Origin of the sequence: Affinundibacterium flavidum (assembly GCF_014284175.1) — a bacterium.
Taxonomy (GTDB): domain Bacteria; phylum Pseudomonadota; class Gammaproteobacteria; order Burkholderiales; family Burkholderiaceae_D; genus Undibacterium; species Undibacterium flavidum.
This window is the reverse complement of sequence record NZ_JACOGA010000007.1, coordinates 215,743-240,908: the sequence shown is the minus strand read 5'-3', so window position 1 is coordinate 240,908 and position 25,166 is coordinate 215,743. Positions and strand designations below refer to the sequence as shown.

Genomic DNA, 25,166 nt, shown 5'->3' with positions numbered 1-25,166 from the left:
ACACACCATACAAACATGCGAAATTTACTAAAACTAGTATAAAAAAACCTCCAACAAGTCAGATAAAAGACGTATTGGAGGGAAACCTTAATGCAACATGGTACTACTCAAAAAAAACACTGCATGCCATCAATTTCTCACATGCAATCTCAGCGCGGCAACACTGATCCACCCATCAAGAAAGCATCAACTTCACGCGCACATTGACGGCCCTCGCGAATCGCCCACACCACCAAGGATTGACCGCGACGCATGTCACCAGCGGCATAAACTTTTTCGACATTAGTTTTATAGCAGCCTTCGCCATCAGTCGTTGCACGGGCATTACCGCGGGCGTCTTTATCGACACCGAAGGCATCTAAGACTTGTGCGACTGGTGAGACAAAGCCCATCGCCAATAGCACTAAATCTGCTTTCATTTCAAATTCAGAGTCCGGCACTTCGCTCATCTTGCCGTCTTTCCATTCGACGCGGCAGGCGATCAGTTTTTCTACTTTGCCACCCTTGCCTTCCAGGCGCTTCGTTGCCACCGCCCAATCGCGATCACAACCTTCTTCGTGTGAAGAGGAAGTGCGTAATTTGGTTGGCCAGTAAGGCCAGACTAATGGTTTGTTTTCTGTTTCTGGTGGTTGTGGCATCAGTTCAAATTGCGCGACTGATTTTGCGCCGTGACGATTGGAAGTGCCGACGCAATCTGAACCTGTATCGCCACCACCGATGACCACGACGTGCTTGCCACTGGCGGACAATTGGTCTTTGATTTTGTCTCCTGCATTCACTTTATTTTGCAAAGGCAAAAAGTCCATCGCAAAATGTACACCTTTGAGTTCGCGGCCAGGCACTGGCAAATCACGCGGTATTTCTGCACCGCCAGCGACGATCACCGCATCAAAATCTTTTTTCAATTCGTCAGCAGAAATTGTCTCTTTCGACCAGTTGGTGATTGTTGATGGAAAATCTTTTCCCACCAAAACACCTGTGCGGAAAGTCACACCCTCGGCTTGCATCTGTTCAACGCGACGGTCGATTTGCGATTTTTCCATTTTAAAATCAGGAATACCATAACGTAGCAAACCACCGACGCGATCATTTTTTTCGAAGACAGTGACGTCATGACCAACACGTGCCAACTGTTGCGCAGCGGCTAAGCCTGCGGGCCCAGAGCCGACGATGGCGACTTTCTTACCGGTTTTGATAGCAGGAACTTGTGGCTTTACCCAACCGTTTTCCCAGCCTTTGTCGATGATGAAATGTTCTATCGATTTGATACCGACTGGCAGTTCATTGATACCTAATGTACAAGCAGATTCACAAGGCGCAGGACAAATTCTTCCGGTGAATTCTGGGAAGTTATTCGTCGAATGCAGCACTTCCAAGGCCTGTTGGTAATTGCCGTTGTAAGTCAGATCATTCCAATCTGGGATGATGTTATTGACTGGGCAGCCGTTATTGCAAAACGGAATGCCGCAATCCATGCAACGTGCTGCTTGTATCTTGGCTTGACCATCATCCAAGTGCATTAAAAATTCTTTGTAATGCTTCAAACGCGCCTTAGGCGCTTCGCTCGCTTCTTGCAAGCGCTGGTATTCCATAAAACCTGTTACTTTTCCCATGATAAAACCTCAATCTAGCTAGGCGCAATGCGCGTGTTTTAACTTTTTTAATCTCTCAACCTAGAGGCACAAGATGTCAGAGTGGAGTTCTGTTAATATTCCCTCCCCTTCAAGGGGAGGGCTAGGGTGGGGATGGGTTTCAGCCGTGCGAAATTAGAACAACTCACACCACTAAAACCCATCCCCATCCCAACCTTCCCCTTGAAGGGGAAGGAGTAAATCTAGCTACCACTTCTATGCAAACTCTGCGCCTCTGCGGCGATGCTGTTTAGCCCTTAAGCCGCTTTTTCCAACTTCACTTCAGCCTGTTTCGCAGCAAACATCTCACCCAAAGCACGTTTGTACTCATGCGGGAAGACTTTGACGAACTTCGCACGACTACGCGCCCAATCGTCCAGCAAATTGCGTGAACGCGTGCTGCCTGTGTGTTTGAAATGGCGCTCAATCGAACTGCGCAAAATTACTTCATCCGTTTCAGGTTCACCTCCGCGCGTCTTAGCATGCCATAGGGATTTAGCGACATTTTTCTCTTGCTCGTCACCCGCCAATACGGATTCCAAACTCACCATAGACATATTGCACTTGGCTGCGAATTCACCATCTGGGTCGTACACATAAGCGATACCACCAGACATACCCGCTGCGAAGTTACGACCAGTTGCGCCGAGTACCACCACCGTGCCGCCAGTCATGTATTCACAACCATGATCACCGATGCCTTCGATCACTGCCAGCGCTCCGGAGTTACGCACTGCGAAACGTTCACCGGCCACGCCATTGATGAAGGCTTCACCTGCAATCGCACCGTACAAGACTGTGTTGCCACAGATGATGTTATCAACTGCCCAGCCACGGAATTCTGTATTTGGACGAATGATGATGCGACCACCGGACAAACCTTTGCCGACATAATCATTACCTTCGCCGACCAAATCCAAAGTCACACCACGCGCTAAGAATGCACCAGCGGATTGACCTGCCGTACCTTGCAATTGAATGTGTATCGTATCGTCAGGCAAACCAGCATGGCCATAACGCTTGGCGACTTCACCCGACAACATGGCACCAACTGTGCGATTCAAGTTTTTGATAGGCTGGATGAAGGAGACTTTTTCACCTGTTTCCAAAGCCAATTTTGCTTGCGCAATTAACTTGTTATCCAAGGCTTTGTCGAGACCATGATCTTGCACATCAACATGACGCGTCGCCACATCCGCACCCGCATCGACTTGATGGAAGATACGGCTGAAATCCAAGCCCTTGGCTTTCCAGTGTGTGATCGCTTTAGATTTATCCAAGAGATCCACACGACCAATCAATTCGTCATACGTACGGATACCGAGTTGCGCCATGATTTGACGTGCCTCATCCGCGACGAAGAAGAAATAATTCACGACGTATTCAGGCTTACCAGAAAACTTTTTACGCAATTCTGGATCTTGGGTTGCAACGCCAACTGGGCATGTATTCAAATGACACTTACGCATCATGATGCAGCCTTCCACCACCAACGGTGCTGTGGCGAAACCGATTTCATCTGCGCCCAGCATTGCTGCGATCACTACGTCACGACCAGTTTTCATTTGGCCGTCTGCTTGCACACGAACACGACCACGCAAACCATTCAAGACCAAAGTTTGCTGCGTCTCTGACAAGCCGAGTTCCCATGGTGTGCCTGCATGTTTCACCGATGACAAAGGTGAAGCACCAGTACCGCCGTCATGACCTGCGATCACGATATGATCGGATTTCGCTTTTGTCACACCAGCCGCAATCGTACCGACGCCAACTTCAGACACCAGCTTCACGGAAATCGAGGCACGTGGGTTGACGTTTTTCAAGTCATGAATCAACTGCGCCAAATCTTCGATCGAATAAATATCATGATGCGGAGGTGGAGAAATCAAGCCCACACCTGGAACCGAGAAACGCAATTTCGCAATGTATTCAGACACCTTATGACCTGGCAACTGACCACCTTCACCCGGTTTCGCACCTTGCGCCATTTTGATCTGAATCTGATCTGCCGAGCTTAAATATTCTGCGGTCACACCGAAGCGGCCAGAGGCCACTTGCTTAATACGTGAGCGCAGGGAATCGCCTTCTTGCAAAGGAATATCCACTTCAATCTGATCTTTACCGATCACCGATGCCATCGTTGCACCTTGCTTGATCGGGATGCCTTTCAACTCTTGTGTGTAACGCGCTGGATCTTCGCCGCCTTCACCGGTATTCGATTTGCCGCCGATACGATTCATTGCCACTGCCAAAGTCGCATGCGCTTCAGTACTGATTGATCCCATCGACATCGCGCCCGTCGCAAAACGTTTAACGATTTCTTTGGCTGATTCAACCTGATCCAGCGGGATCGCTTTGCCAGGATCAATCTTGAATTCAAACAGACCGCGCAAAGTCATGTGACGTTTAGATTGATCATTGATGATCTGGGCATATTCTTTGTAAGAGTTGAAGTTATTCGAACGTGTGGAATGCTGCAACTTCGCAATCGAATCCGGTGTCCACATATGGTCTTCACCACGGATACGGAAAGCATATTCGCCACCTGCATCGAGTGCATTCGCCAACACTGGATCATTGCCGAACGCGAGTTTATGCAAACGCAAAGTTTCTTCCGCAACTTCAAACACACCTATACCTTCGACATTCGAGGCTGTGCCTTTGAAGTATTTATCGACCAGGGATTTATTCAAACCAACGGCTTCGAAAATCTGCGCGCCGCAATAAGACATGTATGTGGAAATACCCATTTTCGACATGACTTTATGCAAGCCTTTGCCGATTGCCTTGGTGTAGTTGTAGATAGCCTTTTCCGCGTCCACATCTTTGAACTTGGTCGCCATATCAGCGAGTGTCTGCATCGCTAGGTAAGGATGTACAGCTTCCGCGCCATAACCGGCGAGCAAAGCGAAGTGATGTGTTTCGCGTGCGGAGCCAGTTTCTACTACCAAACCTGTCGTGGTACGCAAACCCTTACTGACTAAATGTTGATGCACGGTGGATGTCGCCAACAAGGCCGGAATCGCCACAAAGTTTGCATCCATCTTACGATCAGTAATGATCATGATGTTGTGACCGGATTTCACCGCATCGACCACTTCGGCGCAGATTGATGCCAAGCGTGCTTCGATACCGTCTTTGCCCCACGCAACTGGATAGCAAATATCGAGTTCGTAAGATTTAAATTTGCCGCCCGTGTTGGCGCTAATGTTGCGCAGCTTGGCGATATCGGCAAAATCTAACACCGGTTGCGAGACTTCCAAACGCATCGGTGGATTAATATTATTCGTATCGAGCAAATTCGGTTTCGGGCCGATGAACGACACCAGCGACATCACCATCGCTTCACGGATAGGATCGATAGGTGGATTCGTCACCTGCGCGAACAATTGTTTGAAGTAGTTATACAGAGGCTTGAGTTTGTTCGACATCACAGCTAAGGATGAATCGTTACCCATAGAACCAATTGCTTCTTCGCCGCTGACAGCCATTGGTTCCATCAAGAACTTAATATCTTCTTGGGTGTAACCAAATGCCTGCTGGCGATCTAATAAAGAAGCAGCTTCTGGCGTATTGTCTTCTTCACCTTTGAGTGAATTGAGTTTGATGCGCACAGAATTAATCCACTGCTTATATGGCTTGGCATTGGAATAGGTGTCTTTGATCTCTTTGTCGTCGATGATGCGACCAGCTTCGAGGTCGATCAAGAACATCTTGCCTGGTTGCAGACGCCATTTTTTGATGATGCGCGCTTCTGGAATCGGCAACACGCCGGATTCAGACGCCATCACCACCAAGTCATCATCCGTGATGATGTAACGCGCTGGACGCAAACCATTACGATCCAAAGTGCCGCCGATCTGGCGACCATCGGTAAACGCCATCGCAGCCGGACCATCCCATGGCTCCATCATCGCTGCATGATATTCGTAGAAGGCGCGACGATTGTCATCCATCATGGTGTGATTTTCCCAAGCCTCAGGAATCATCATCATCATTGCTTGTGCAATCGGGTAACCCGCCATGACCAAGAGTTCTAGCGCGTTATCAAAACTTGCGGTGTCAGATTGACCTTCAAAAATCAGTGGATACAGTTTTTGCAAATCGTCACCCAACACTGCAGACTTCATCACACCTTCACGTGCACGCATCCAGTTGAAGTTGCCTTTAACGGTGTTGATCTCGCCGTTATGCGCAATCATTCGGTACGGGTGAGCCAATGGCCATTCTGGGAAAGTATTAGTGGAGAAGCGTTGATGCACAAGCGCCAAAGCTGACACGCAACGCTCGTCTTGCAAATCTTTGTAGTAGACGCCAACCTGATCCGCCAACAGCAAACCTTTATACACGATCGTGCGCGCCGACATTGAAGGCACGAAATATTCTTTACCATGCAAGAGGTGCAAAGCCTCGATCGCATGTACTGCAGATTTACGGATTACGTAGAGTTTACGTTCGAGTGCATCAGTGACCATGATGTCCGGGCCGCGACCGATAAAGATCTGGCGTATCACTGGCTCTTTTTCACGCACGGTCGGTGACATCGGCATTTCACGATCGACTGGCACATCGCGCCAGCCCAAGACGACTTGACCTTCAGCACGCACCGCACGTTCGATCTCTTGTTCACAAGCCAAACGCGAAGCATGTTCCTTAGGCAAAAAGATCATACCCACGCCATATTCTCCAGGCGGTGGCAATTCCACGCTCTGCTTCGTCATCTCTTCGCGATAGTATTGATCAGGAATCTGAATCAAAACACCCGCACCGTCGCCCATCAAGGCATCAGCACCGACCGCGCCGCGATGATCCAGATTCTTCAGAATCAACAGACCTTGTTCAACGATGGCATGTGTCTTCTTACCCTTAATATGTGCAATAAAACCGACACCACAGGCGTCTTTTTCATTACTCGGATCGTATAAACCTTGTGCTTGCATAGTTCCCCCTGCTGTTGCATTGCTGCACTTCGCTGCCGAAGTACCTCAATCTGCTTGCTGAACAATCCCAAATAAAGTTTTGGAAATCACCCAATCGACAATAAAAAAATCAAACTTGGGCTCAAGAATAGTGCGGTGCAAAAGATTTCGCAACAAGAAAAAATAGGGTCAGAGTTTATAAAAACTGGTCTTATTTTTACGTATAATTTATAAGGGTCAGAGACAATAAATTTCACTTCAACATGCTTTGACGGAAGGCATGAAAGAGGCCCTTAAGTCCTCGCCTTTAGCTGAAAGTGGTTACCCGGCAAAAACGCCACTACATAAAAATGAATAGGTAATTTAAGGTGATGTCGCCCTATTAAGGCGAATAAGGCGAATATGAAAATATGTCGATGGAAACTATTGGGTGACCATTTTGAGACAGACATCTTTCTTTAATTGCTTCTTTTTCATCTATCATAACTCTTCATGTGTTGCAGTTTTCCCCCTGACCGCGCAAAACCTTTGAATTTCATAACTTACGTCGACGAGTCAATTCGAGCGTCGGAAAATTCGGTATACCGCTGTGATATTATTCAATACATATTTGAAAATTACTTTACTTTTCAATTATCACCCCTTACTCCTTAGCTAATGATGAAGGCACATTAATGATGGAGGCACTTATAAAAAACCTAATTTACTCATTAAAAGGATACATATGATTCACAAGCTATTCGGCGCCATAGGATTTGTTTTTATGCTAGCTGCGCAGAACGCCAGCGCAGCCGATCTCAAAATTACGATCAGTCAAATTCAATCAGGTAGCGGAGAACTTCGCATCGCCCTCTACAAGCAGGCAGATCAGTGGTTAACTAAGAGTTTTAAGAAAATTCAAGAGCCTGCAGTTGCGGGAAGCGTAACTGTCATCATTTCTGACATTCCTGCAGGCGACTATGCAGTCGCACTTTTTCATGACGTTGATAGCGATGGAAAAATGGCAAAAAATTTCTTGGGAATTCCTAAAGAGCCATATGGGTTCTCAAACGATGCTCGCGGCAGCTTCGGCCCTCCAAGTTTTGATGCGTCTAAATTTGCTGTCCCGGCAGAAGGCGCAGCCATTACCATTAAACTTGAATAAAATCAATCAAAAAAGTGCCTTTTTATAGCACCACTTGTTGCTATTTTACATATTTTAATAAATTACTTAAAAATGATTGACTATGATATACGTTGTTTTTTATATTCAAAAAGCTGATATTTTTATACTTTATTTATATATATGTATCAGCAATTTTATTTCACTAACAAACTAAAGGAATCAAAATGAATACATTAGTAACATTTGAAATCACTAATTCCCAAGAATCTGATTTCGTCGCAGCGAGCGCATTATCTGAATTTGCTGCTGGTAGCACATGCACATGCACATGCACATGCTGCGTATTTGACACAGAAGCGCAGTAATTGTCAGCATAAATTAAGCGCTTAAGTTTCTTACTAGGGAACGAGAATTTATTCGTGCTTTTCGAATGAGCCCTCGCTTCCCTAGACCTCTTTTAAATTACTTTGGAATGCCTCTAGTTCTTCTCATTCGTAAAGCGTCTGTTCTATCAGCAAGAAAAATGAACGACTAATTTGCGAATTGTGAATTGTGAATTGCGAACAAAAAGACATGCCTAAAACCAAGATGCTGGCGCGAAAAGTGCCAATGAGGTTCATCACCCAAATTGAGACATCTGCACAACCGTCGCGAGCGGTGGAAGTTTGAATTGAGGAACGAACCAGTGCTTGAGCACAGCGAACACCCGAAAATCAAAATTCGGCCGCGTAATAGATTGTACTGAGGGCTCAAAATGAATGATGGCCCAGTGTCTGAGGCCAATAACTTTGATCTTTGCCTACACTCGGGACTCTAGAATAATAAGGTCGAATAACAAGTATGAACATGATGCATAACGCAAGTAAAAAAGTCCTAAGCCCTATTTTGGGCAGCAAAATTTATAAAATCGATACCGATCAGTGGCAAGTCGTTACTGCAACCTCTGCGCAAACGATTAAATGCCCCGAAAAGTTATTGCAGGCAGTGGTTGATGCCTTTGGCAAAATGACGCGTGAGGAATTCATTACGCAAATGAGCGAGCGTTTTGATGCAAAAATGATTGCGGACTTTGTAGATGCTTTGGTAGCGCGTGAGGTGATTTGTTTAAGCGCAAAGGAAGAATCTGAAGAAATTAAAGATCGGCTTTTTTACTTACTACCGACCATCAGCGAAAATAAAAACCAAATCGTACTAAACCCCTCACAGCATACATTGCGCCTATTCGGATCTGGTCATCTATACGCAGAATTAAACCGCATGGCGAAAGCTGCTGGTTTTTGCGTTAGTGGTGACCAAGAAACCGAGACTTTACCCGTCTCTATGAATTTAGTAGTGAGCGACTCGCCAAACCACGACTTGTTTCGTGAATTGAATCGCGAGCACGTCGTACCGACCAAAGTCGCCAGCATTTTTGCCTATTTAGACGGTAGCCATTCCCGTATTTTTAGAGTCATCCCAAGCGCAACCGCATGCTTCGAATGTCTGCACCACAGAATGCGTGTTGCTAAAACCTTTCACCGTGAGTTTGATGCCGCCTCATCTGGGAATGCGATTTGGTATGAAGATGTTTTACCCGAACCTATCATACAAGCACAGCAACTTGCGGCGACAGTATTGGTGCAAGTTTCTTTGATGTTGGTTAATGCAATCAATGATCTCCATGAAAGTAATTTGATTGAGTTATTAGCTTTCAATGATTTAAAGCGTAAATCTTCCATTTTAAAATTACCCAGATGTGAAGTCTGTGGCTCAGGCAATACGACAAAGCCATTTGCCCCCATCTATAACCCTGCAGCTATTTAGGATAGAACATGTTGAAATTCACTCAATTACTCATCTCTTTGGCTTTACTGTCATCTTGTGCGGAAGCCATGGCGACAGACGTGACAGTGCGCATCACCTCAGTCGACGCCGACCGTAAAGGAAAGATTCTGGTTCAACTATGCCAAGAAAAAGACTTCTTAGTGCGAGATTGTCGTTTTCAAAAAGTGCAAGATGTCAAAGCAGAAGTCGAGGTAGTAATTTTTAAAGATGTACCAGAGGGCACCTGGGCAGCAATGGCTTTTCACGATGAAAATAGCAATGAAAAGCTAGATACCAATAATCTAGGCATTCCTACCGAAGGTACTGGCTTTAGCAAAAATGCGAAAGGTCAGTATGGCCCGCCAAAATTTGCCAGTGCTGCGGAGAATATTTCCGGGAAAAGTAGCGAATTCAAATTTCGTTTGGTTTATTAATACGACGTGGCCTGCTGTGTGAGATTCATAAAACTTACACAGAAATGTACTGGTTAGCGCCTGTCTTCAAATACTTGACGGAGCCTCTGCATCGGGGCACGGTGCCGAAGACAGTACCAATATATGCAATTGCCTCCAAAAGAGAACTCAACGATATCAGCGTCTGATTTGCATCAGTCCTAATTCAATGAAGTGTGGCTATGATTAAACTAGAAAATGTTGGCAAATCTTTTGCTAATGGCGACAGCTTGTTTTGGGCAGTCAGAAATATGTCCATCGATATCAGTAAAGGTGAGATCGTCGCCCTATCTGGACCATCAGGCAGTGGCAAGAGTACGGTGTTGTCCATGCTGGGCGGCTTACTACATCCTGAAGAAGGTACCGTCACTGTTGATCAAGTCAACCTCGGTAGTTTGGTCGACAGAAAAATGGAACAATTTCGATGGAATCATATAGGCATCATTTTTCAACGATTTAATTTAATTCCTGTTCTCACCGCCCTAGAAAACGTAGAAATTGCTTTAATTCCCTCAGGGATGAGTACGAAGCAACGCAAACAAAGTGCTGCAGAGTGGCTCGCGCGAGTGGGTCTATCGCACCGAATGCAAGTGCGTGCGGCATTGCTCTCAGGCGGTGAACAACAACGGGTGGCGATTGCACGAGCTTTAGTACACCAACCTGACATTATTTTGGCAGATGAACCAACTGCTAATCTCGATCGCAAAAATGCCACGATTTTCCTCGATACTTTGGTTAGTCTGAATCAATCGTGTGGAACCACACTAGTGATTGCCACACATGATCCCCTTGTCTTAAGTTATATGCAGCGTGTCGTAAAGATGGAGGACGGTCAATGTCTGATGTAGTTTTATGGGCCTCTTTGGCATGGCGCAATGTCTTGCGTAATTTCCGACGCTCGCTCCTGACGATGAGTATTGTTGCGGTTGCGTCTGCTGCATTGTTGACGGCGCTAGGCTTCATTTTGGCCTCATTTGAGGGAGTGAAATTTTCTATCGTACAAGGCGGCGCTGGTCATTTTCAGTTAGCACGAACAGAAGAATTCAAAAATGCCGAAAGCAAACCTGTTGAATTTGGCAGTAGCAAAGAAGAAGTGACCGCATTAGGAGCGATGCTAGCGACAAATCCGAATATAAAAAAAGTATTGCCGCGTTTGACTTTTCAAGGCCTGATTTCGAATGGTGAAAACACGCGCACATTTACCGGCGAAGGCTTAGTTCCCAAATTGGAATGGCAAGCTTTTGGGAAAAATTTCAATATTATTGAAGGCGATTATTTGGAGGACGATGAGAGCGAACAATTATCTATCCTATTGGGTAAGCAATTGGCTGAACGTCTGCATGCGAAGGTTGGAGATAATTTGACTTTACTCTCCGCTGCTGCAACTGGACAAATGAATGCACTCGATGTCACTCTAAAAGGCATAGTCTCGACCGGCATCGCTGTGAAAGATAGCTATTTCCTGGCGATGCCATTAAAAGGTGCGCAGGAGCTAATCCGAACTTCTAAAATTTCGCGAACCACTGTACTAATGAAAACGCCCGATTTGACTGAAGCTGAGACACAAGACTTTCTACACAAACTACCAGAAGAATTTAAGCTAAAAACCTGGCGCGAACTAAATCCCATTTATGATCAACTAGTTACTTTGTATAAGGGTCAATTCATCGTACTCGGCACAATTTTATTGTTGGTCGCTTTCCTGTCTATCCTCAACACCATCATCATGAGTGTCATGGAACGTAGTCGAGAAATCGGTACTTTGCGAGCGATGGGGATCGATCCCTTGAAGATACGGTTGGGATTTGTCTTTGAAAGTATTTATATTTGTGCTTTAGGAGCCTTACTTGGTGCAGCACTCGCAAAATTATTTAGTGTCATCTCAACCAAGTTTGTCATTTTAATGCCTGCACCACCAGGTAGCACCAAAGGCTATCCTTTGCAATTACTCTGGTCATCTGAATTTGCACTTTACTGTGGCGTGATCTTGAGCATGGTCGGTATCTTGGCTGCATGGTTTGCCAGTCGATATGTGTCTAAGCTCAATGTCGTTGATGCGATCAATACCAATTAAAAAAATGAAAATTCAAAGAGATCATATGCGTAGAGGTTTTTTAAAGAACTTAGCCGGTTTGGCATTATTTAGTTTAATACCGATCGTCAACGCCACGGAATTGAGCATAGAAGCGGCGAAAGAAGTCTTACAAAAAATTGATTTATTACGTCAGCCCTCCGGCACACTGGAGCTATTTGCCACCATTAGTACACTACAAAATGGCAAAGAAATTGACGCGGATAGTTATTCGATCAAATCTGATGGTATAGGTAATGCGCTGTTATTCATGTTGAATAAAGAAAAGCGCGGCCAAAAAGTTCTCAATACCGATCAAGGTGTTTGGGTATACTTTCCCAAGACGCGTAGACCTATACGCCTGACACCTATGCAGCAACTGCATGGCAATGCGAGTGTCGGCGATGTTTTGCATGTTCGCTGGAGCACAGAGTACACAATCAAATCAGTATCAACTGACACCGTGATCGTGAACGAACAGAAATGCAAAGCGATGCGACTAGAAGCCGCGCAAGAAAACGCCTCCTATGCGCGAGTCGATCTGTATATCAATGAAACGAAATGGGAACCAGTCAAGGCGGATTTATACACCTTTGGCGGCAAACTCTTGAAGACCGTGTACTTTTCAGAACCTAGCACTATTAACGGCAAGAAATTGATCACACAGTTAAGAATTAGCAATGCCTTAGATAGCAAAGCGAATAAAGAGACCTTGTTCAACATCACCTCCATTAATAACATCAAGGTTTCTAGCGAACAATTTACCTTGCATGCTCTGGAAGTTGGTCGCTAAAGTGAACATGAAGTTAGCCTTGAAAATCAATACAAAGCGAACATTGAATTTGCTCATTGGGATTGCGGCCATCTGCTCTGGGGCTTTGCATGCACAAACGAACGATGATGCTTCATCGATTAATTATTCGATTGTTTTCAGTAATGGCCTGAGCAAACTTAATGCATCGGAGTTTCCGGTGAGCGCAGCGAATCGATTTGCATCACAAACGCATAACCTGAGCATGAGTGCAGATGGCGACTTTGCAGGTATTAGCTGGCGTGCCAGAGCGCTTTTTAGCCGGGATGATGTACACACAAATGGTAAAGAATTTCGAATTAAAGAATTAAACAAGGTCTGGACAGTTTCGGATCGATGTGTCATTTCTGCTGGCAAACGGATTTTGGCATGGGATGTTGGCTACTTGGCACAACCCGTGGGTTTTTTCCAAACACAAACGGTATTAACAGATTTGGTCGACACCGCAGGAAATAGTGAAGGTTTACCTTTAGCCATGTTCTCGTGCAGCGTGGGAAAACAGCATGCGGTCGACGTGGTGTATAGCGACGATTTCGATGAATCATCCATGGTAAATAATCGGGGATTACGCCAAGCGGCCTTACGCCTGTCGGGTTATCGAGGTCAAACATCGTATGCTGTGATCGCCCGTCAGGTAAAGAATGGGGGTTATGGTTTCGGTACTACAGTATCAACCACCATCGGAGACGAACTAGAGCTGCATGGATCGTTGTATGCACATCACGGTAGTACGCAGTTATTGCACCGTGGATTAGTTGACTCTGCCGCGCAATTTTGGCGGGCAGATCCTTATCTACCTTATGCAAAAAATAGCTTTTCAACCCAAGCCCTATTGGGCTTCACCTGGACTCCCCGTGACTTTCCTATTTTCACTGTGGAATTCTCACATAACGATAACGGCTTAAATCGAGCACAGTGGCAGCGCTGGCAAGAGCTGGTAACCTATCATCAGAAAGCGCACCAAACCGAAATTCCTAAAAGCTTTCGCGACGGTAATCTACTGTGGGACTTAAAAACAATTAATCAGCAAGGCACTCGCCGAGATTACGCCTATGTTCAAGTACAGGGTACGGTCGCCGATATTGGATATTCGATTGGACAAAAGCTAGGATTGAATGATCGCAGCATAGGTAGTTTTGTGTCTCTTCGAAAAGAACTCAATAAAACCAGCTACGTGATGCTGGCACTGAGTCATTTTTCGACTGCAAAGCATACTGAATTCGCTTACCTCCCCTCCTCTGAAGCCGTCACATTACGTATTGGCAGCTCTTTCTAATCAAGAAAAATCAAGCAAAAATATGACAAACGCTCTCTATCAATTACCAGAAATGGCGAAAACAATGACACCACCAAGTTTGGCTGATACCTATGAGAAATTGGTAAATCCAAACTATGGCTTGATTAAGATGGTGGTGGAATCATGTCGTACACCAGAGTTTCCGCAATTACATATCGCTGCAGCCGTCCTCTCTAATTCGGCTTATTTCTGTGAAAACAAGCCGCCGGTAGTCAATGTGCCTTTGGGAGCTGCTGGCGCAGGTATCGATAGAACACAATGTCTATGGTCTACCTTAGGGGAGGCGGCAGAGAGATACTGTGGCGGTGTATATGACAGAAAGTCGATTTATGTCTCGCCAATTGATGCCTTAACTGGGCAAGTTTATCCGCTGCATGACTTGATCTTATATGCCGATAGTCAATATCAAAATCCCTCATTCCCATTTCAGCGTATCGAAGACATTAGTCAATTTTCCTGGGTGAGTGGACACAATTTATTTGATGGTGAACCTGTCCATTTACCAGCACAACTGGTGTATTTTGGATTGCAAGTGAGCAATAAAGAAGTATTGACACAAACTGTCAGCACTGGTCTGGCATGCGGCGCAACGTTGAACAATGCCATCACTTCCGGCCTGCGAGAAATTCTCGAACGCGACGTATTTACTGCGATGTGGCTACTCAAATATTCACCTGTCGAAGTCCTCATGGATGCGGAATTTCTTCCTCAATTATCCCCAGGTGTGCGTTCATTTTTGGACAGCTCTTGTTGCAAAATAAAAGTATGGTATCTGCCAGATGAGTTTGGCGCTGTCACGGTATTGGCTTGTGTAGAAGGGGTACATAGTTACCGTCTTGGATTTGGTGCGGCCACGCATTTCTCCTTGGCTGCTGCTTGTGAAAAAGCGATCGTTGAAGCTTGTCATACCTGGACCTGGTCGATTCGATTTCCGCTTGAAACGGTGAATAATGCCAACGACAAATTAAGTACTTATGGTGTTAGTGGCGATTCAAAAGATCACGTGTCTTATTATCTCGCACCGGATAAGCGAGAAGAAATTGCCTTTCTTTTAGAAAGCAAACAGAGCATTTCTGCTACCTCACTAGAGCAACAGATTGATGAAACCAGTTTTGAAAGCGTCTTACAACGTATCAAAGAATCTGGCCGTAGCGTCTCTTGGATTGAGATGACAACGACCGATGTAGCCTCCGTTGGTTTGCATGTTGTGAAAGTATTTGTATCAAAAATGCAGCCACTGTATTTCGGCAATGCTGATTGCTATGCCAACCTTGACGAAAGACGCTTACGAGAGTTAGCTCGCTTTTGGAACATTGAATTTCCTACAGAATTTAATGCTTCGCCCCACCCATTCCCATAAAAATAAATCCCAATTATGCACACAGCTCAGATATGCCAAAATTTTCGCGATTCGCGAGAGCGACACAATAAATGACATCGTAGAGCCGTCATTAATCAGGAAATAAATTCAATAAAAATTAATAAAAAATAGAACGAGGACAATCATGCAAAGAAGTAAGCAGCCTAAGGTGAAAAAAAATACCAACAATGAAGAACTAGTCAAACCATCGTATGAATATGCGAACTATGACATTGATTGCCTGTATGAAATTTTCAATGAGAATTCGAAATATTATCGCGCAACCATGACCGGCATCGGCATGCGCATCGCCAATTTTCTGACTAATCCAAGCACGATTAAACTCCATATTTCTGGTGTAAAAAATTATGGTTCGTTTAAAACATTGGAATTACCGGAGCCGCCAGACGCACCGCAATTGCCCCTAACCGCTGCCTTAGCGCAGCGGCGTTCTAAACCAGCCTTTGGCAAACCTATCAGTGCTGAAGAGTTATCTAGCTTATTGAAGCTCTCTTTAGCGACAAACTACAAAACTATTCCCAGTTTTGCACCTGACGAAGTGATGTACCGAAAACCCTTTGCATCAGGAGGCGGGCTCTATCCGGTGGAGTTTTATGTCGTCATTGTCGATGTCATCGGTTTGCCTGCCTGTGTAGCCCATTTCGACTGGATTAACAATCAACTAAAGATCATTCGTGAAATCAACAAAGAAGAGGTTAACGCCGTAATGACTTTGCCTTTCGCGGCAGGTGAAGAACCTAGTGCGATTATATTCATGAGCGGCGTATTCCAACGCTCAACCAATAAATACGGCAACAAGGGCTACAAATTTGCAATGATAGAAGCCGGTTGTGCTGGGCAAACGCTACAATTGGTAGCCACATCTTTAGGTTTAAATAGTTTGTTTTGGAGTTCGTTTTTTGATGACGAAGCTGAAAATTTATTAGGTATCGATGGCGTCAACGAATCCGTCATTACTTCATTTGTTGTTGGCAAGGCGTAGAACCTTATGCAATCCTATATCTCAGGCAATCCTTACGACTTAAGTCGTATTATTTCAACCGTATTGTGTGATGCCGCGACCGAAAACTGGGATGGTGCGAAGGCTGGTCGTTCCGTCCTAGAAGCCATGTTGGTACGCTCTAGTTTTATTGCTCCTGTAGATCGCTTGCTTCGTCGTGAACTAGATGCACACGTTTGTAAAGGACGTTACTATCTGATTCCTGCGCAAGCAACGTCTGTAGCAATAGAACGAATCGATGCAATTTTGCATGCCGCAATCACTTGGTGCAAGAGTCACTTCGATCTGCCATTACCAACGATTACGATTTATCTGAAAGATGATTTTGCGGCGCCAACCTATGTTTCTTTCGACACACCGTCACTTGCCCTCATTCAGATTCCGCAGAACCTACTTCATCAAGATGATTTAGATCGATTGCTTTGGCATGAAATTGGGCATTGCTTTTTACGCTGTGGCATACGATTTTTAGATGAAGGTTTCGCCACTTGGGTCGAGTTAAGTCGCTCGAATGCACAATTCGACGCTCACATAGCACATACCCTAATTGCCAAATCAGACAAACATGAGCAATTTACTTTGTCAGAATTACTTGCGACTGGATTTACCAGTACTTTAGGTTTTGAAGATAGAGTCTCGAACGTCTTAGAGCGAGAAGCGCTTTATCCCAAAGCGGCATTGGTAATTGATGCCATCGTGAATGTGATTGGCACTGATGGTTTAGCACGACTATTTCAACAGATACGAGAAACACCAGAACAATCGCTAAGTTTAGTCAAACAGGCTGCTGGCGATCAATTTCATCTACTGTCACAAATTGTCAGTAAGCAGCAAGACGATGATGAGAAAACTGAAACCTTGGACCTGCAAAAGACCCGCAAGGACGTTTTGATCACCAGAGCCGCTTGCGATGTCAAGACGCTGTCACAAATGACCGAACAGATTTATGCATTGACTGTTAGTACCAATGGCAAGCTCAGCGCTAATACAGGAATACAACCCATCTTGCTTGACGCCTATATTTCGACCAGGGAGTTAAGTCACAAATTTAGTGGAGATATCGGTGACAAGTTAGAAAAAAGTATCGATAAACTCGTCAACTCTCTCAATAAGGGCACGCCAGATTTGTATAGCGTAGAGTTATTGGCGCGGTATAGTTTGATTAAGCTCATCGACGCCCAAAATTTCTTTGACCGTGCGACGCTTGCTGCGAAGGCGAATAAGTTGGTAGATGCGGCAATTGCCATGCGCGCTGATACTGCTGACGCACTGCTCACACGTGCACACTTATTGATCCATACCCCAATTCAATATGGGGGCGATCCTGATGCAGGGATGAATATCCTGCTACAAATTGCCAAACGAACAGATGAATACCGGACAATTGCAATTAGTATTTATCAGAAAAATTTTGGGCAAAGTCCCTTGCTATTGGATACGTCAGCGCCTGCCCATGAGACCTCATCCACAACCGCGATACAAACTTCTATCCTCACTTCAGAACCACCTCGCATCGCAGAAGATGCCCCCATTTTATTTGACATACAGGGATTATCCTTTGAACGAAATACAGATTTCTCCATAGAGATTGACAGTATGCATGTGCGTGCAGGTGAGATTTTTGGCCTAATCGGTGCCAATGGTGCAGGTAAATCACTGCTACTAGAGTGCTGTTTAGGTTTAAATCAATTTGATGCCCGCTCACATCAAGTCTTTGGTCAGGACTATGCCGCCTGGAATAAACGACTGGCAAATCGCCGCAAGATTGGCGCAAAATTGCATCGCTTAGGTTTTGATACTTCCTACCGTGTTTCTGATATTGTTTTATTGGCGCGAGCCAGTTTCGGCAGTGATGATACCGAAGTCTATAAGCTGTTTTCTATTGGTTCCTTACTGAATAAAAGATATGCATGGCTGTCCACCGGGCAGCGGCAACGATTAGACTTGTACTTTGCTTTTCACCAAGGAGCGGATCTACTATTTTTAGATGAACCAACCTTGGGATTAGATGATGAATATAGCGCTCGCTTGTTTTCGTTGATGGCAACGAAGACCAAACAAGGTGCTGCGATTATTGTCGTCAGCCACAATCAGCAAGTTCTCTCTATGTGTCATCGGATTGGCGTTTTATCACAAGGACGTATGCCAGCGGTAGGCAGTGCAAGTGAACTGGCTGAAAAGTACTTGTCTCAATATCGTGTTGAAGTGACTCATCTGCACGATGTAGATGCTTTTGAACACAAGCTGCAAGCGATGCATGCACATCTCATCATCAAACGCACTGACGCAGTGATTGCCTTAGGTGATCATGCATTTTTAGAGCGTTTTCAACAAAGTGTAGCAATCGATAAAATCAATAATTATCAGGTAAGACAAAGCGAGTTATCCGACTTATATGCCGTTGCCAGCAATATGACAAAAATTCAGAAGGACACGCATGAATAACAACAATAACAGCATCGCTTTTTTCTTCACTTATCTTAAAGTCGATCTATTAAATTTTGTCCGAAACAAAACAGCGGCTTTCTGGACATTTGCATTCCCACTTCTATTGCTGATTATTTTTATGGGAAGCTTTGGCAGCTCCACTGGGCTAGGAAATGTCACGATACGTTTTGATGATCAAGATCAAAGTGCTGTATCACAAGCCTTTATCGAACATGTACGGTTTGTTTTTAAACAACAAAAATCTATCGAGGTGGTGTTTGATAAAGACGCGAATGAAACGCTGACACTCTCTATTCCAAAAGGGTTTAAACAGAGGCTAGAAGCACATCAAGGTACAGTTTTGCAATTGGCAGGACATGCCGCGCCTGGGATCGCGGGTGAAATTGCAGAGAAAATTTTATCTTCGGTGGCAGATGATTTTGTTTTGCGTCAGTTATATGAATACCGTGGAATTTCGGTGGTATCTGATTTACAGAAAGCCAAAAAATCTGTGAACAGTAATAATAACTACGCCGCCTATTTGGTAACAGGCTTGTTGTGTATGGTAGTCATTTCAACGTCTCTGATGGGCTTCGTGATGCCACTGGTAAGCTCTCGTCAAAACGGTCACTTTCGAATTTTTGAACTGATTCCTGTGTCAAAAATTGCCGTGGTACTAGCGCTGGCTATTTCAAAATTTATTGTCATTCTCGGCAGCGGTATACTACTTTTTTTATTTGCTATACTCGCTTACAAGCTAGGTTTACCCGCAGAATTAGCGCGCTATGGCAATGGCTTTCTGGTACTAGTGATGGGCGTATTGGGGTTTCTCGCACTCGCTTTGGTGGTTGCTGCCAGAGTGAAAACATCAGATTGGGCAAATATTATCTGTAACCTGATCTATTTCCCGTTAATCTTATTAGGCAATTTATTTATCCCCATCGAAGGCAGCGGTAATTTAACGAAAGTCTTAGATCATATGCCAGTGAATCTATTTGTACAGGCCTTGCGCGGTACGATTGTAGGAGGTGATCCACTCTCAACTTACACCAATTTTTTCCTACTTTTTGGAGCTTTAATCATCTGCTCACTCGTCTATATTAGTCGTGCATTTGTATTAAATCGTGGAGTCAGATAAATACGATGCAGTCGTTATAGCTAGCGATAATTTTCGCGATGCAAAATTTGAAGCTTCAATCGCACCGAGCCTGCGTTTGTGACCTTGATGCCCTTGATTCTTGCATTCAACAGGTCTTGCAAATGTAGGCTACCACTGAAAACGTGATCAGCACTAATTCACCCAAAGCTGAAGAATAGTAAAAAATATTGGGATCAACACCTAAAACAATAATTGCAATTACTGGTGGCGCTTAGAACCTCAACGAACCAGCATTAGCTTATTATTTAAACCTAGACTTTCTCGTCGTTAGAAAATTTCCATCCCAAAGCGTTAGAGACAGTTACTCACTTCTTTTCAATCTTCACACTGACATGCTAATGCGCATTGAGCGTCATTATTTAGAGAAAAGCCCTTCGTCAGCTATTAGCATCGCCATTGTTAGCAAACATATCGACATCAATACGGTTTACCAAGTCAACGAGATAATCACTCTTATGGACGCCTTGACCAACGTCAAATGACATGCGGCATAACCGCAGAGTTAAGGAGTCTACGTTCAGTACTCGATATTCGAGTGACAATCCAGCGCTCTTCGTTTTGCTTGTTAGGGTTATATTTTAAGGACTGTAGCCGAGATAGACCAAAACCCAATGCCTACTTCGAAGGACACTTCGCTGCGAAACAGAAGTACAATGGTGACGCCGAGCTCAATACCTCAAGCTCAATTCCTCAAGCTATTAACACTATAGATAAGCTCAGCACTCTGGAAAAACACCGTGGCAAAATACCTCATTTCTTTTCCTAGCGCAGCAATGCTTGTGCCAGATCACGAATTGGCAGAAGTTGGCCATAACGCACACGCTGTCATTGAAGAGGCGAAAGCGGCTGGTGTTTATGTTTTCGCTGGCGGTATTGACGAAAGCGTTTCTCCTGTACTGGTTGCTGCCGACGGCACGTTCACGTCGGGTGGCTATCCTTGGGCGCCTGCGCTAAATGGCGGTTTTACGGTGCTGGAATTAGCATCACGTGACGAAGCCATTACTTGGGCCGCGCGTATTGCCAAGGCCTGTCGCTGCGACCAGGAACTACGCGTCTTTGGACTCGACTCGTAATCCTAAGGGCGACATTACAGTGATGTTGAAAATGCGACCATGCACAGGCATGGAGCCTACGGACGCGGCGTCAAACTGTCACAGTCTAGTATCCTGACCTTGCGCAAAAAGTGTCAATCTCATTAAAGAACCAAGTCCTAGGTGGCAGCAAATGAAAACGTAGGGCGCACTACGTTACCTCCTATGACGCTGCACATTCCAACCTCAGCACGCTGAGAAGATGTTTCATGTTTTCGTTTTCTATTTTCATTCAAAGAAAATATGGATCACAACAAAAAATGAAACTAAACACGTATCAATATCAAGGCGGACTCTAACTGGCACCAATAAACAAGCACTTAAATGAACGACTCATTGTGGCACTCGATGATTCCTGACCGTCGCGTCGACAAAGTACTCGACCCGCAATCTTTATTTTTGATTAGGGCTAGTGACATTTGTCACGAAAGAATCGTGATAAGGGCTACTGTTCTCTCCATTGAAGTTCAAGCAAAATAAAGGTGCGGTCATTTTGCAAATAATGATCAGCAATCTACTTTTTTGTTACTTAGGACTTACGCAAAATTGCGCTGACTAGAGCCTGCCCTCGAATGCTTGAGTCGGGGGCGTGGAGTCGAAGACAGTGCATTTGCACGGCGATGCGAACACAACAACGCCAACGTCTGTTTTGCGTAAGTCCTATTACTGGAGAACGATATGAAAATAGAATCAATAGCAATGGCATGTTTGATGAGCTTCGTCGTCGCATCAAATAGCTTTGCACAAGGGCGACCTGATTCCGCAAAATTAATAGCGGCGCAACAGCAGGCAATGCAGAAATTGTCGTTTATGGATGGCGAATGGCGCGGTACTGCGTCAACTGTTCTGCCAAATGGTGAGAAACATCAAATTACGCAAACAGAACGAGTCGGCCCGTTTCTAGAAGGCGGGGTCAAAGTCATTGAGGGACGCGGATATGATGCCGACGGGAAAACTGTTTTTAACGCTTTTGGCACGATCTCTTTTAGCCAGAGTACCAACAGCTACACCATGCATTCTTATGCGCAGGGCTTTGTCGGTGATTATGTGTTGACGCCAACCTCAGATGGATTTATTTGGGAAATTCCAGCGGGTCCTATGACTATCCGATATACCGCAGTAATCAAAGATGGCACTTGGAAAGAAGTGGGTGACCGAATTACACCAAATCAAGCACCGATTCGTTTCTTTGAGATGGAACTCAAGCGTCTAGGTGACACAAACTGGCCTGCAGCAAACGCAGTAAGCCCCAGATAATGCGTATCGGGTACAGATATCTCAATTTGTTCCCGTAGAGCCCGAATCAAAAACATGGCGAAATGGTATAAGATCTTGAATAAAGCTACCAAGCACACAGTGTTGACTTTGCAATGCCCACTGTGATCAAGAATTTCTTTGATCACAGTACCATCGACATCGAAGAGATCAGGAAGGAAGCAAGCTACATGGGCGCAAGCAATCGAAGCAATTTTTATCAGAAGAGAGATGGCATGAGCAGCTCAACTGCCTATCGACCTCAAAGATAAATTTGCCATAGATTTGCCATAGATTTGCCAGGGCAAAAGCTTATGCCATGTTTTTTCTAAGAAATCTAATTTCGCGATTACATCATTAACACATGTGGTGGAGCTAATTTGCATAACACGCTATCCGAGCTCACCTCGGCACCTGCAGGCGTTTCGCCGATTCAAAAATAGTCGACATCACCAACCTGCAATTCGAAGGTCGAGTAGAGTAGCGTCTAAGCTCTACACATTTGAAGACAAAGAACTTGTGTACAAACTGCCGTAACGGGAAGCTACCACCATTTCGTTTTTGTACAAATTCAAGTTAATTTTCGCTTTCGATTTATACTTATCCTCTGCTCTTCGAAAATCAATAGGAATATTTCCATGCTGTTGTTAACATCAACCTCCAAGTCCACACAAAAAATTCTATCTTTGAGCTTTGTTTTCACTCTCGCTTTACAAAGTGTTCCAGCCTCAGCACAGGTCGACGTAAAGACGATGATCAGCACGATAGAATCCCCCCTAAAGAACGGTGAAAGCGAGCTTGATAAACTTAGCTTAGAACAGTTGATGGAGAAACTGCGCGTGCCAGGCATGAGTATCGCGGTGATCAAAGATTTCAAACTACATTGGGCGAAAACCTATGGCGTGATCGATGCACAAAGTGGCAAAGCATTGAATTTACAAACACGCTTTCAAGCCGCTTCCATTAGTAAACCGATCACCGCGATGGCGGCCATGCGTATGGTTCAAGACGGTCGGCTTAATCTCGATACGGATGTGAATACGTATTTCAAATCCTTGCGCATACCTGCCAATCCCGCCTTTCCCAATCAAGCGATTACGCCGCGTTCACTGTTTAGCCACACATCGGGTGCCGCAGATGGTTTTGGTTTTCCAGGGTATGAACCAGATGCGACATTGCCGACTACCGAAGAAATTCTCGAAGGCAAACTACCGTCCAATGTGGGAAAAATCCTCTTCACGGAAGCCCCATTTCAAGTTTCGAAATATTCCGGCGGCGGAGTGATGTTTATGCAATTGGCGATGCGTGATATCAGTGGGCGCCCTTTCGCCGATTTGATGCGAACAAGCGTACTACAGCCACTAGCCATGCACGATAGCAGTTTTGTGCAAGCGAAAAATTTGGAAGGCAATCCAAATGCGGCACTTGCGCATGATGAAGCAGGACAACGATTTGCGGCGCCATGGCATGTTTATCCCGAACTCGCGACATCAGGCTTGTGGACGACACCGAGTGACTTGGCAAAGGTTATCATCGCCATGCAAAATGCACTGCTAGGAAAAGATGAGAATCTACTTACACAGCAGTCGGCTCGCGAGATGATCACACCGGTGAGTGTGGGTCGTTTTGGCATAGGCTGGTCTATCAGCCAACGCAACAACGGCTGGTATTTTTCCCATAGCGGAGCCAACTGGGGTTACCGCGCGTGGGCAATTGGGCACATCCGAAAAGGCTACGGCTTAGTGGTGATGACCAATAGTGACAGTGGCATGTCACTGATTAATCAAGTGGTGGACCGAGTGGAAAGCGCCTACAACTGGGACTCGCGACCAACAGCTAGTTCACGTTGAATCTCGCCCCAAAAAAATAAGCAATAAAAGCACAATCAATTGCGCGTTTATTCAACACCATGCGTTTGCAAACTCGGCGATCAATTCTTGATTGTAAATGATCATAAACAACCAGCCGAGATCAAACTAAGATTTCTGATAGGTGAAGATGGTCTGCCTTTTCAAATGAGGTTTGTAGACAGTAGCGGATTCAATGACATTGACGAGCTTGCCTATACACTATCAGAACAAGTCGTTTCGCAGCGACCAAAATCTGTGTCACATCGGTGACGGAGCAAGCGCACTTCGCCTCAAATGGGTAAGAAGCCATTAACTTATGCAAGATCAATTTCAATTGCCAGCCGGAATCCGAACGATTGACGGCGATTCAGGTAGAGCCTTTTCACCACAAGCCGGATACGCAGTTCAAGAAGTATCTGGGCAAAAGTGGAGTCATATTATTCGAGTCGCCTGTTCAGTCGACAATTTAGAACTACTCATACAAAATTTGAGCACAAATTGCTTGCCGGAACATCATTATGTAATATTGAGTGGCCACTGGTTTGGTGATCGAGTCGACACTTACCTGAGTGCGTTCACGCCAAGAACTTCCATCAACAAAGTGATTCAGACCCACCTAAAAACCTTGATTCATGATGGCATGATTGGCTTTGGTTTCGCTTGGTACGACACAGAAAAACATGAAGAAATTTTCGTCGATGACCACAAAATCATCTGCATTCTTACATCAAATCTTTCAAAGTTTGAAACCGTTTTGCAATCGCATCACATTAAGCACAATGACTCGCTCTCATTTATTTCTGAGCATGGACACAGCCATATCAATCTTGGTGACGAAAACTCAAATTATTGTCACTACCTCATTCACCAATTGGATATGCGTATTTATGACCGTCCCTGATTTGTTGAATTGCC

At 44.9% G+C, this 25,166-nt stretch carries 17 protein-coding genes; 15 read left to right on the top strand and 2 right to left on the bottom strand.

Going from position 1 to position 25,166, the window contains the following annotated elements; all coding sequences use genetic code 11:
- Positions 1-149: 149 nt before the first annotated feature.
- Both H8K55_RS09455 and H8K55_RS09450 read right to left on the bottom strand, forming a co-directional pair.
- A complete protein-coding gene (locus H8K55_RS09455; protein WP_186941838.1) occupies positions 150-1,613 on the bottom strand; it encodes a glutamate synthase subunit beta in 1,464 nt (487 codons plus the stop codon).
- A gap of 275 nt (positions 1,614-1,888) precedes the next feature.
- Positions 1,889-6,571 carry a glutamate synthase-related protein gene (locus tag H8K55_RS09450; protein ID WP_186941837.1) on the bottom strand — a complete coding sequence of 1,561 codons (4,683 nt, stop codon included), beginning with the start codon at positions 6,569-6,571 and terminating at the stop codon, positions 1,889-1,891.
- Between the two features lie 703 nt (positions 6,572-7,274).
- Between H8K55_RS09450 and H8K55_RS09445 the strand changes: the two genes are divergently transcribed.
- The 15 genes from H8K55_RS09445 (at position 7,275) to H8K55_RS09375 (ending at position 25,152) form a co-directional block, all read left to right on the top strand.
- Positions 7,275-7,694: a DUF2141 domain-containing protein gene (locus H8K55_RS09445; protein ID WP_186941836.1), complete on the top strand. Its 420-nt coding sequence runs from the start codon at positions 7,275-7,277 to the stop codon at positions 7,692-7,694.
- 807 nt (positions 7,695-8,501) lie between these two features.
- Positions 8,502-9,458 carry a hypothetical protein gene (locus tag H8K55_RS09440; RefSeq protein ID WP_222612421.1) on the top strand — a complete coding sequence of 319 codons (957 nt, stop codon included), beginning with the start codon at positions 8,502-8,504 and terminating at the stop codon, positions 9,456-9,458.
- 8 nt (positions 9,459-9,466) lie between these two features.
- Complete coding sequence (locus H8K55_RS09435; protein WP_186941834.1) at positions 9,467-9,892, top strand: DUF2141 domain-containing protein; 426 nt, start codon at positions 9,467-9,469, stop codon at positions 9,890-9,892.
- Positions 9,893-10,092: 200 nt separating this feature from the next.
- Complete coding sequence (locus H8K55_RS09430) at positions 10,093-10,758, top strand: ABC transporter ATP-binding protein (RefSeq protein WP_186941833.1); 666 nt, start codon at positions 10,093-10,095, stop codon at positions 10,756-10,758.
- Positions 10,746-11,984 carry an ABC transporter permease gene (locus H8K55_RS09425; RefSeq protein WP_186941832.1) on the top strand — a complete coding sequence of 413 codons (1,239 nt, stop codon included), beginning with the start codon at positions 10,746-10,748 and terminating at the stop codon, positions 11,982-11,984. Before H8K55_RS09430 ends, H8K55_RS09425 begins: the two co-directional genes overlap by 13 nt.
- Before the next feature lie 25 nt (positions 11,985-12,009).
- On the top strand, positions 12,010-12,774 hold the full coding sequence (locus H8K55_RS09420; RefSeq protein ID WP_186941831.1) for an outer membrane lipoprotein-sorting protein: 765 nt from the start codon (positions 12,010-12,012) through the stop codon (positions 12,772-12,774).
- Positions 12,752-14,068: a hypothetical protein gene (locus H8K55_RS09415; RefSeq protein ID WP_222612420.1), complete on the top strand. Its 1,317-nt coding sequence runs from the start codon at positions 12,752-12,754 to the stop codon at positions 14,066-14,068. Before H8K55_RS09420 ends, H8K55_RS09415 begins: the two co-directional genes overlap by 23 nt.
- Before the next feature lie 22 nt (positions 14,069-14,090).
- Positions 14,091-15,449 (top strand): YcaO-like family protein, encoded by a 1,359-nt coding sequence (locus H8K55_RS09410; protein WP_186941829.1) that lies wholly within the window; start codon positions 14,091-14,093, stop codon positions 15,447-15,449.
- A 145-nt stretch (positions 15,450-15,594) separates the two neighbouring features.
- A complete protein-coding gene (locus H8K55_RS09405; RefSeq protein ID WP_186941828.1) occupies positions 15,595-16,452 on the top strand; it encodes a SagB/ThcOx family dehydrogenase in 858 nt (285 codons plus the stop codon).
- Between the two features lie 6 nt (positions 16,453-16,458).
- Positions 16,459-18,915, top strand: a complete 2,457-nt coding sequence (locus H8K55_RS09400; RefSeq protein ID WP_186941827.1) for an ATP-binding cassette domain-containing protein — start codon at positions 16,459-16,461, stop codon at positions 18,913-18,915.
- On the top strand, positions 18,908-20,035 hold the full coding sequence (locus H8K55_RS09395) for an ABC transporter permease (protein ID WP_186941826.1): 1,128 nt from the start codon (positions 18,908-18,910) through the stop codon (positions 20,033-20,035). Before H8K55_RS09400 ends, H8K55_RS09395 begins: the two co-directional genes overlap by 8 nt.
- Before the next feature lie 758 nt (positions 20,036-20,793).
- Entirely contained in the window at positions 20,794-21,129 is a 336-nt protein-coding gene (locus H8K55_RS09390) for a YciI family protein (protein ID WP_186941825.1), read from the top strand.
- A gap of 696 nt (positions 21,130-21,825) precedes the next feature.
- Positions 21,826-22,404, top strand: coding sequence for a DUF1579 domain-containing protein (locus tag H8K55_RS09385; protein WP_222612419.1), 579 nt, complete (start codon positions 21,826-21,828; stop codon positions 22,402-22,404).
- A gap of 635 nt (positions 22,405-23,039) precedes the next feature.
- Positions 23,040-24,251 carry a serine hydrolase domain-containing protein gene (locus tag H8K55_RS09380; protein WP_186941824.1) on the top strand — a complete coding sequence of 404 codons (1,212 nt, stop codon included), beginning with the start codon at positions 23,040-23,042 and terminating at the stop codon, positions 24,249-24,251.
- Positions 24,252-24,567: 316 nt separating this feature from the next.
- The gene (locus H8K55_RS09375) at positions 24,568-25,152 is read left to right on the top strand and encodes a hypothetical protein (RefSeq protein WP_186941823.1); all 585 of its coding nucleotides are present in this window, start codon (positions 24,568-24,570) and stop codon (positions 25,150-25,152) included.
- Positions 25,153-25,166 lie beyond the last annotated feature (14 nt).

Bases quoted from the DNA above. Each gene is read 5' to 3' on its own strand.
- H8K55_RS09455 (WP_186941838.1), bottom strand. From the start codon at position 1,613: ATGGGAAAAGTAACAGGTTTTATGGAATACCAGCGCTTGCAAGAAGCG.
- H8K55_RS09450 (WP_186941837.1), bottom strand. From the start codon at position 6,571: ATGCAAGCACAAGGTTTATACGATCCGAGTAATGAAAAAGACGCCTGT.
- H8K55_RS09445 (WP_186941836.1), top strand. From the start codon at position 7,275: ATGATTCACAAGCTATTCGGCGCCATAGGATTTGTTTTTATGCTAGCT.
- H8K55_RS09440 (WP_222612421.1), top strand. From the start codon at position 8,502: ATGATGCATAACGCAAGTAAAAAAGTCCTAAGCCCTATTTTGGGCAGC.
- H8K55_RS09435 (WP_186941834.1), top strand. From the start codon at position 9,467: ATGTTGAAATTCACTCAATTACTCATCTCTTTGGCTTTACTGTCATCT.
- H8K55_RS09430 (WP_186941833.1), top strand. From the start codon at position 10,093: ATGATTAAACTAGAAAATGTTGGCAAATCTTTTGCTAATGGCGACAGC.
- H8K55_RS09425 (WP_186941832.1), top strand. From the start codon at position 10,746: ATGTCTGATGTAGTTTTATGGGCCTCTTTGGCATGGCGCAATGTCTTG.
- H8K55_RS09420 (WP_186941831.1), top strand. From the start codon at position 12,010: ATGCGTAGAGGTTTTTTAAAGAACTTAGCCGGTTTGGCATTATTTAGT.
- H8K55_RS09415 (WP_222612420.1), top strand. From the start codon at position 12,752: ATGCTCTGGAAGTTGGTCGCTAAAGTGAACATGAAGTTAGCCTTGAAA.
- H8K55_RS09410 (WP_186941829.1), top strand. From the start codon at position 14,091: ATGACAAACGCTCTCTATCAATTACCAGAAATGGCGAAAACAATGACA.
- H8K55_RS09405 (WP_186941828.1), top strand. From the start codon at position 15,595: ATGCAAAGAAGTAAGCAGCCTAAGGTGAAAAAAAATACCAACAATGAA.
- H8K55_RS09400 (WP_186941827.1), top strand. From the start codon at position 16,459: ATGCAATCCTATATCTCAGGCAATCCTTACGACTTAAGTCGTATTATT.
- H8K55_RS09395 (WP_186941826.1), top strand. From the start codon at position 18,908: ATGAATAACAACAATAACAGCATCGCTTTTTTCTTCACTTATCTTAAA.
- H8K55_RS09385 (WP_222612419.1), top strand. From the start codon at position 21,826: ATGAAAATAGAATCAATAGCAATGGCATGTTTGATGAGCTTCGTCGTC.
- H8K55_RS09380 (WP_186941824.1), top strand. From the start codon at position 23,040: ATGCTGTTGTTAACATCAACCTCCAAGTCCACACAAAAAATTCTATCT.
- H8K55_RS09375 (WP_186941823.1), top strand. From the start codon at position 24,568: ATGCAAGATCAATTTCAATTGCCAGCCGGAATCCGAACGATTGACGGC.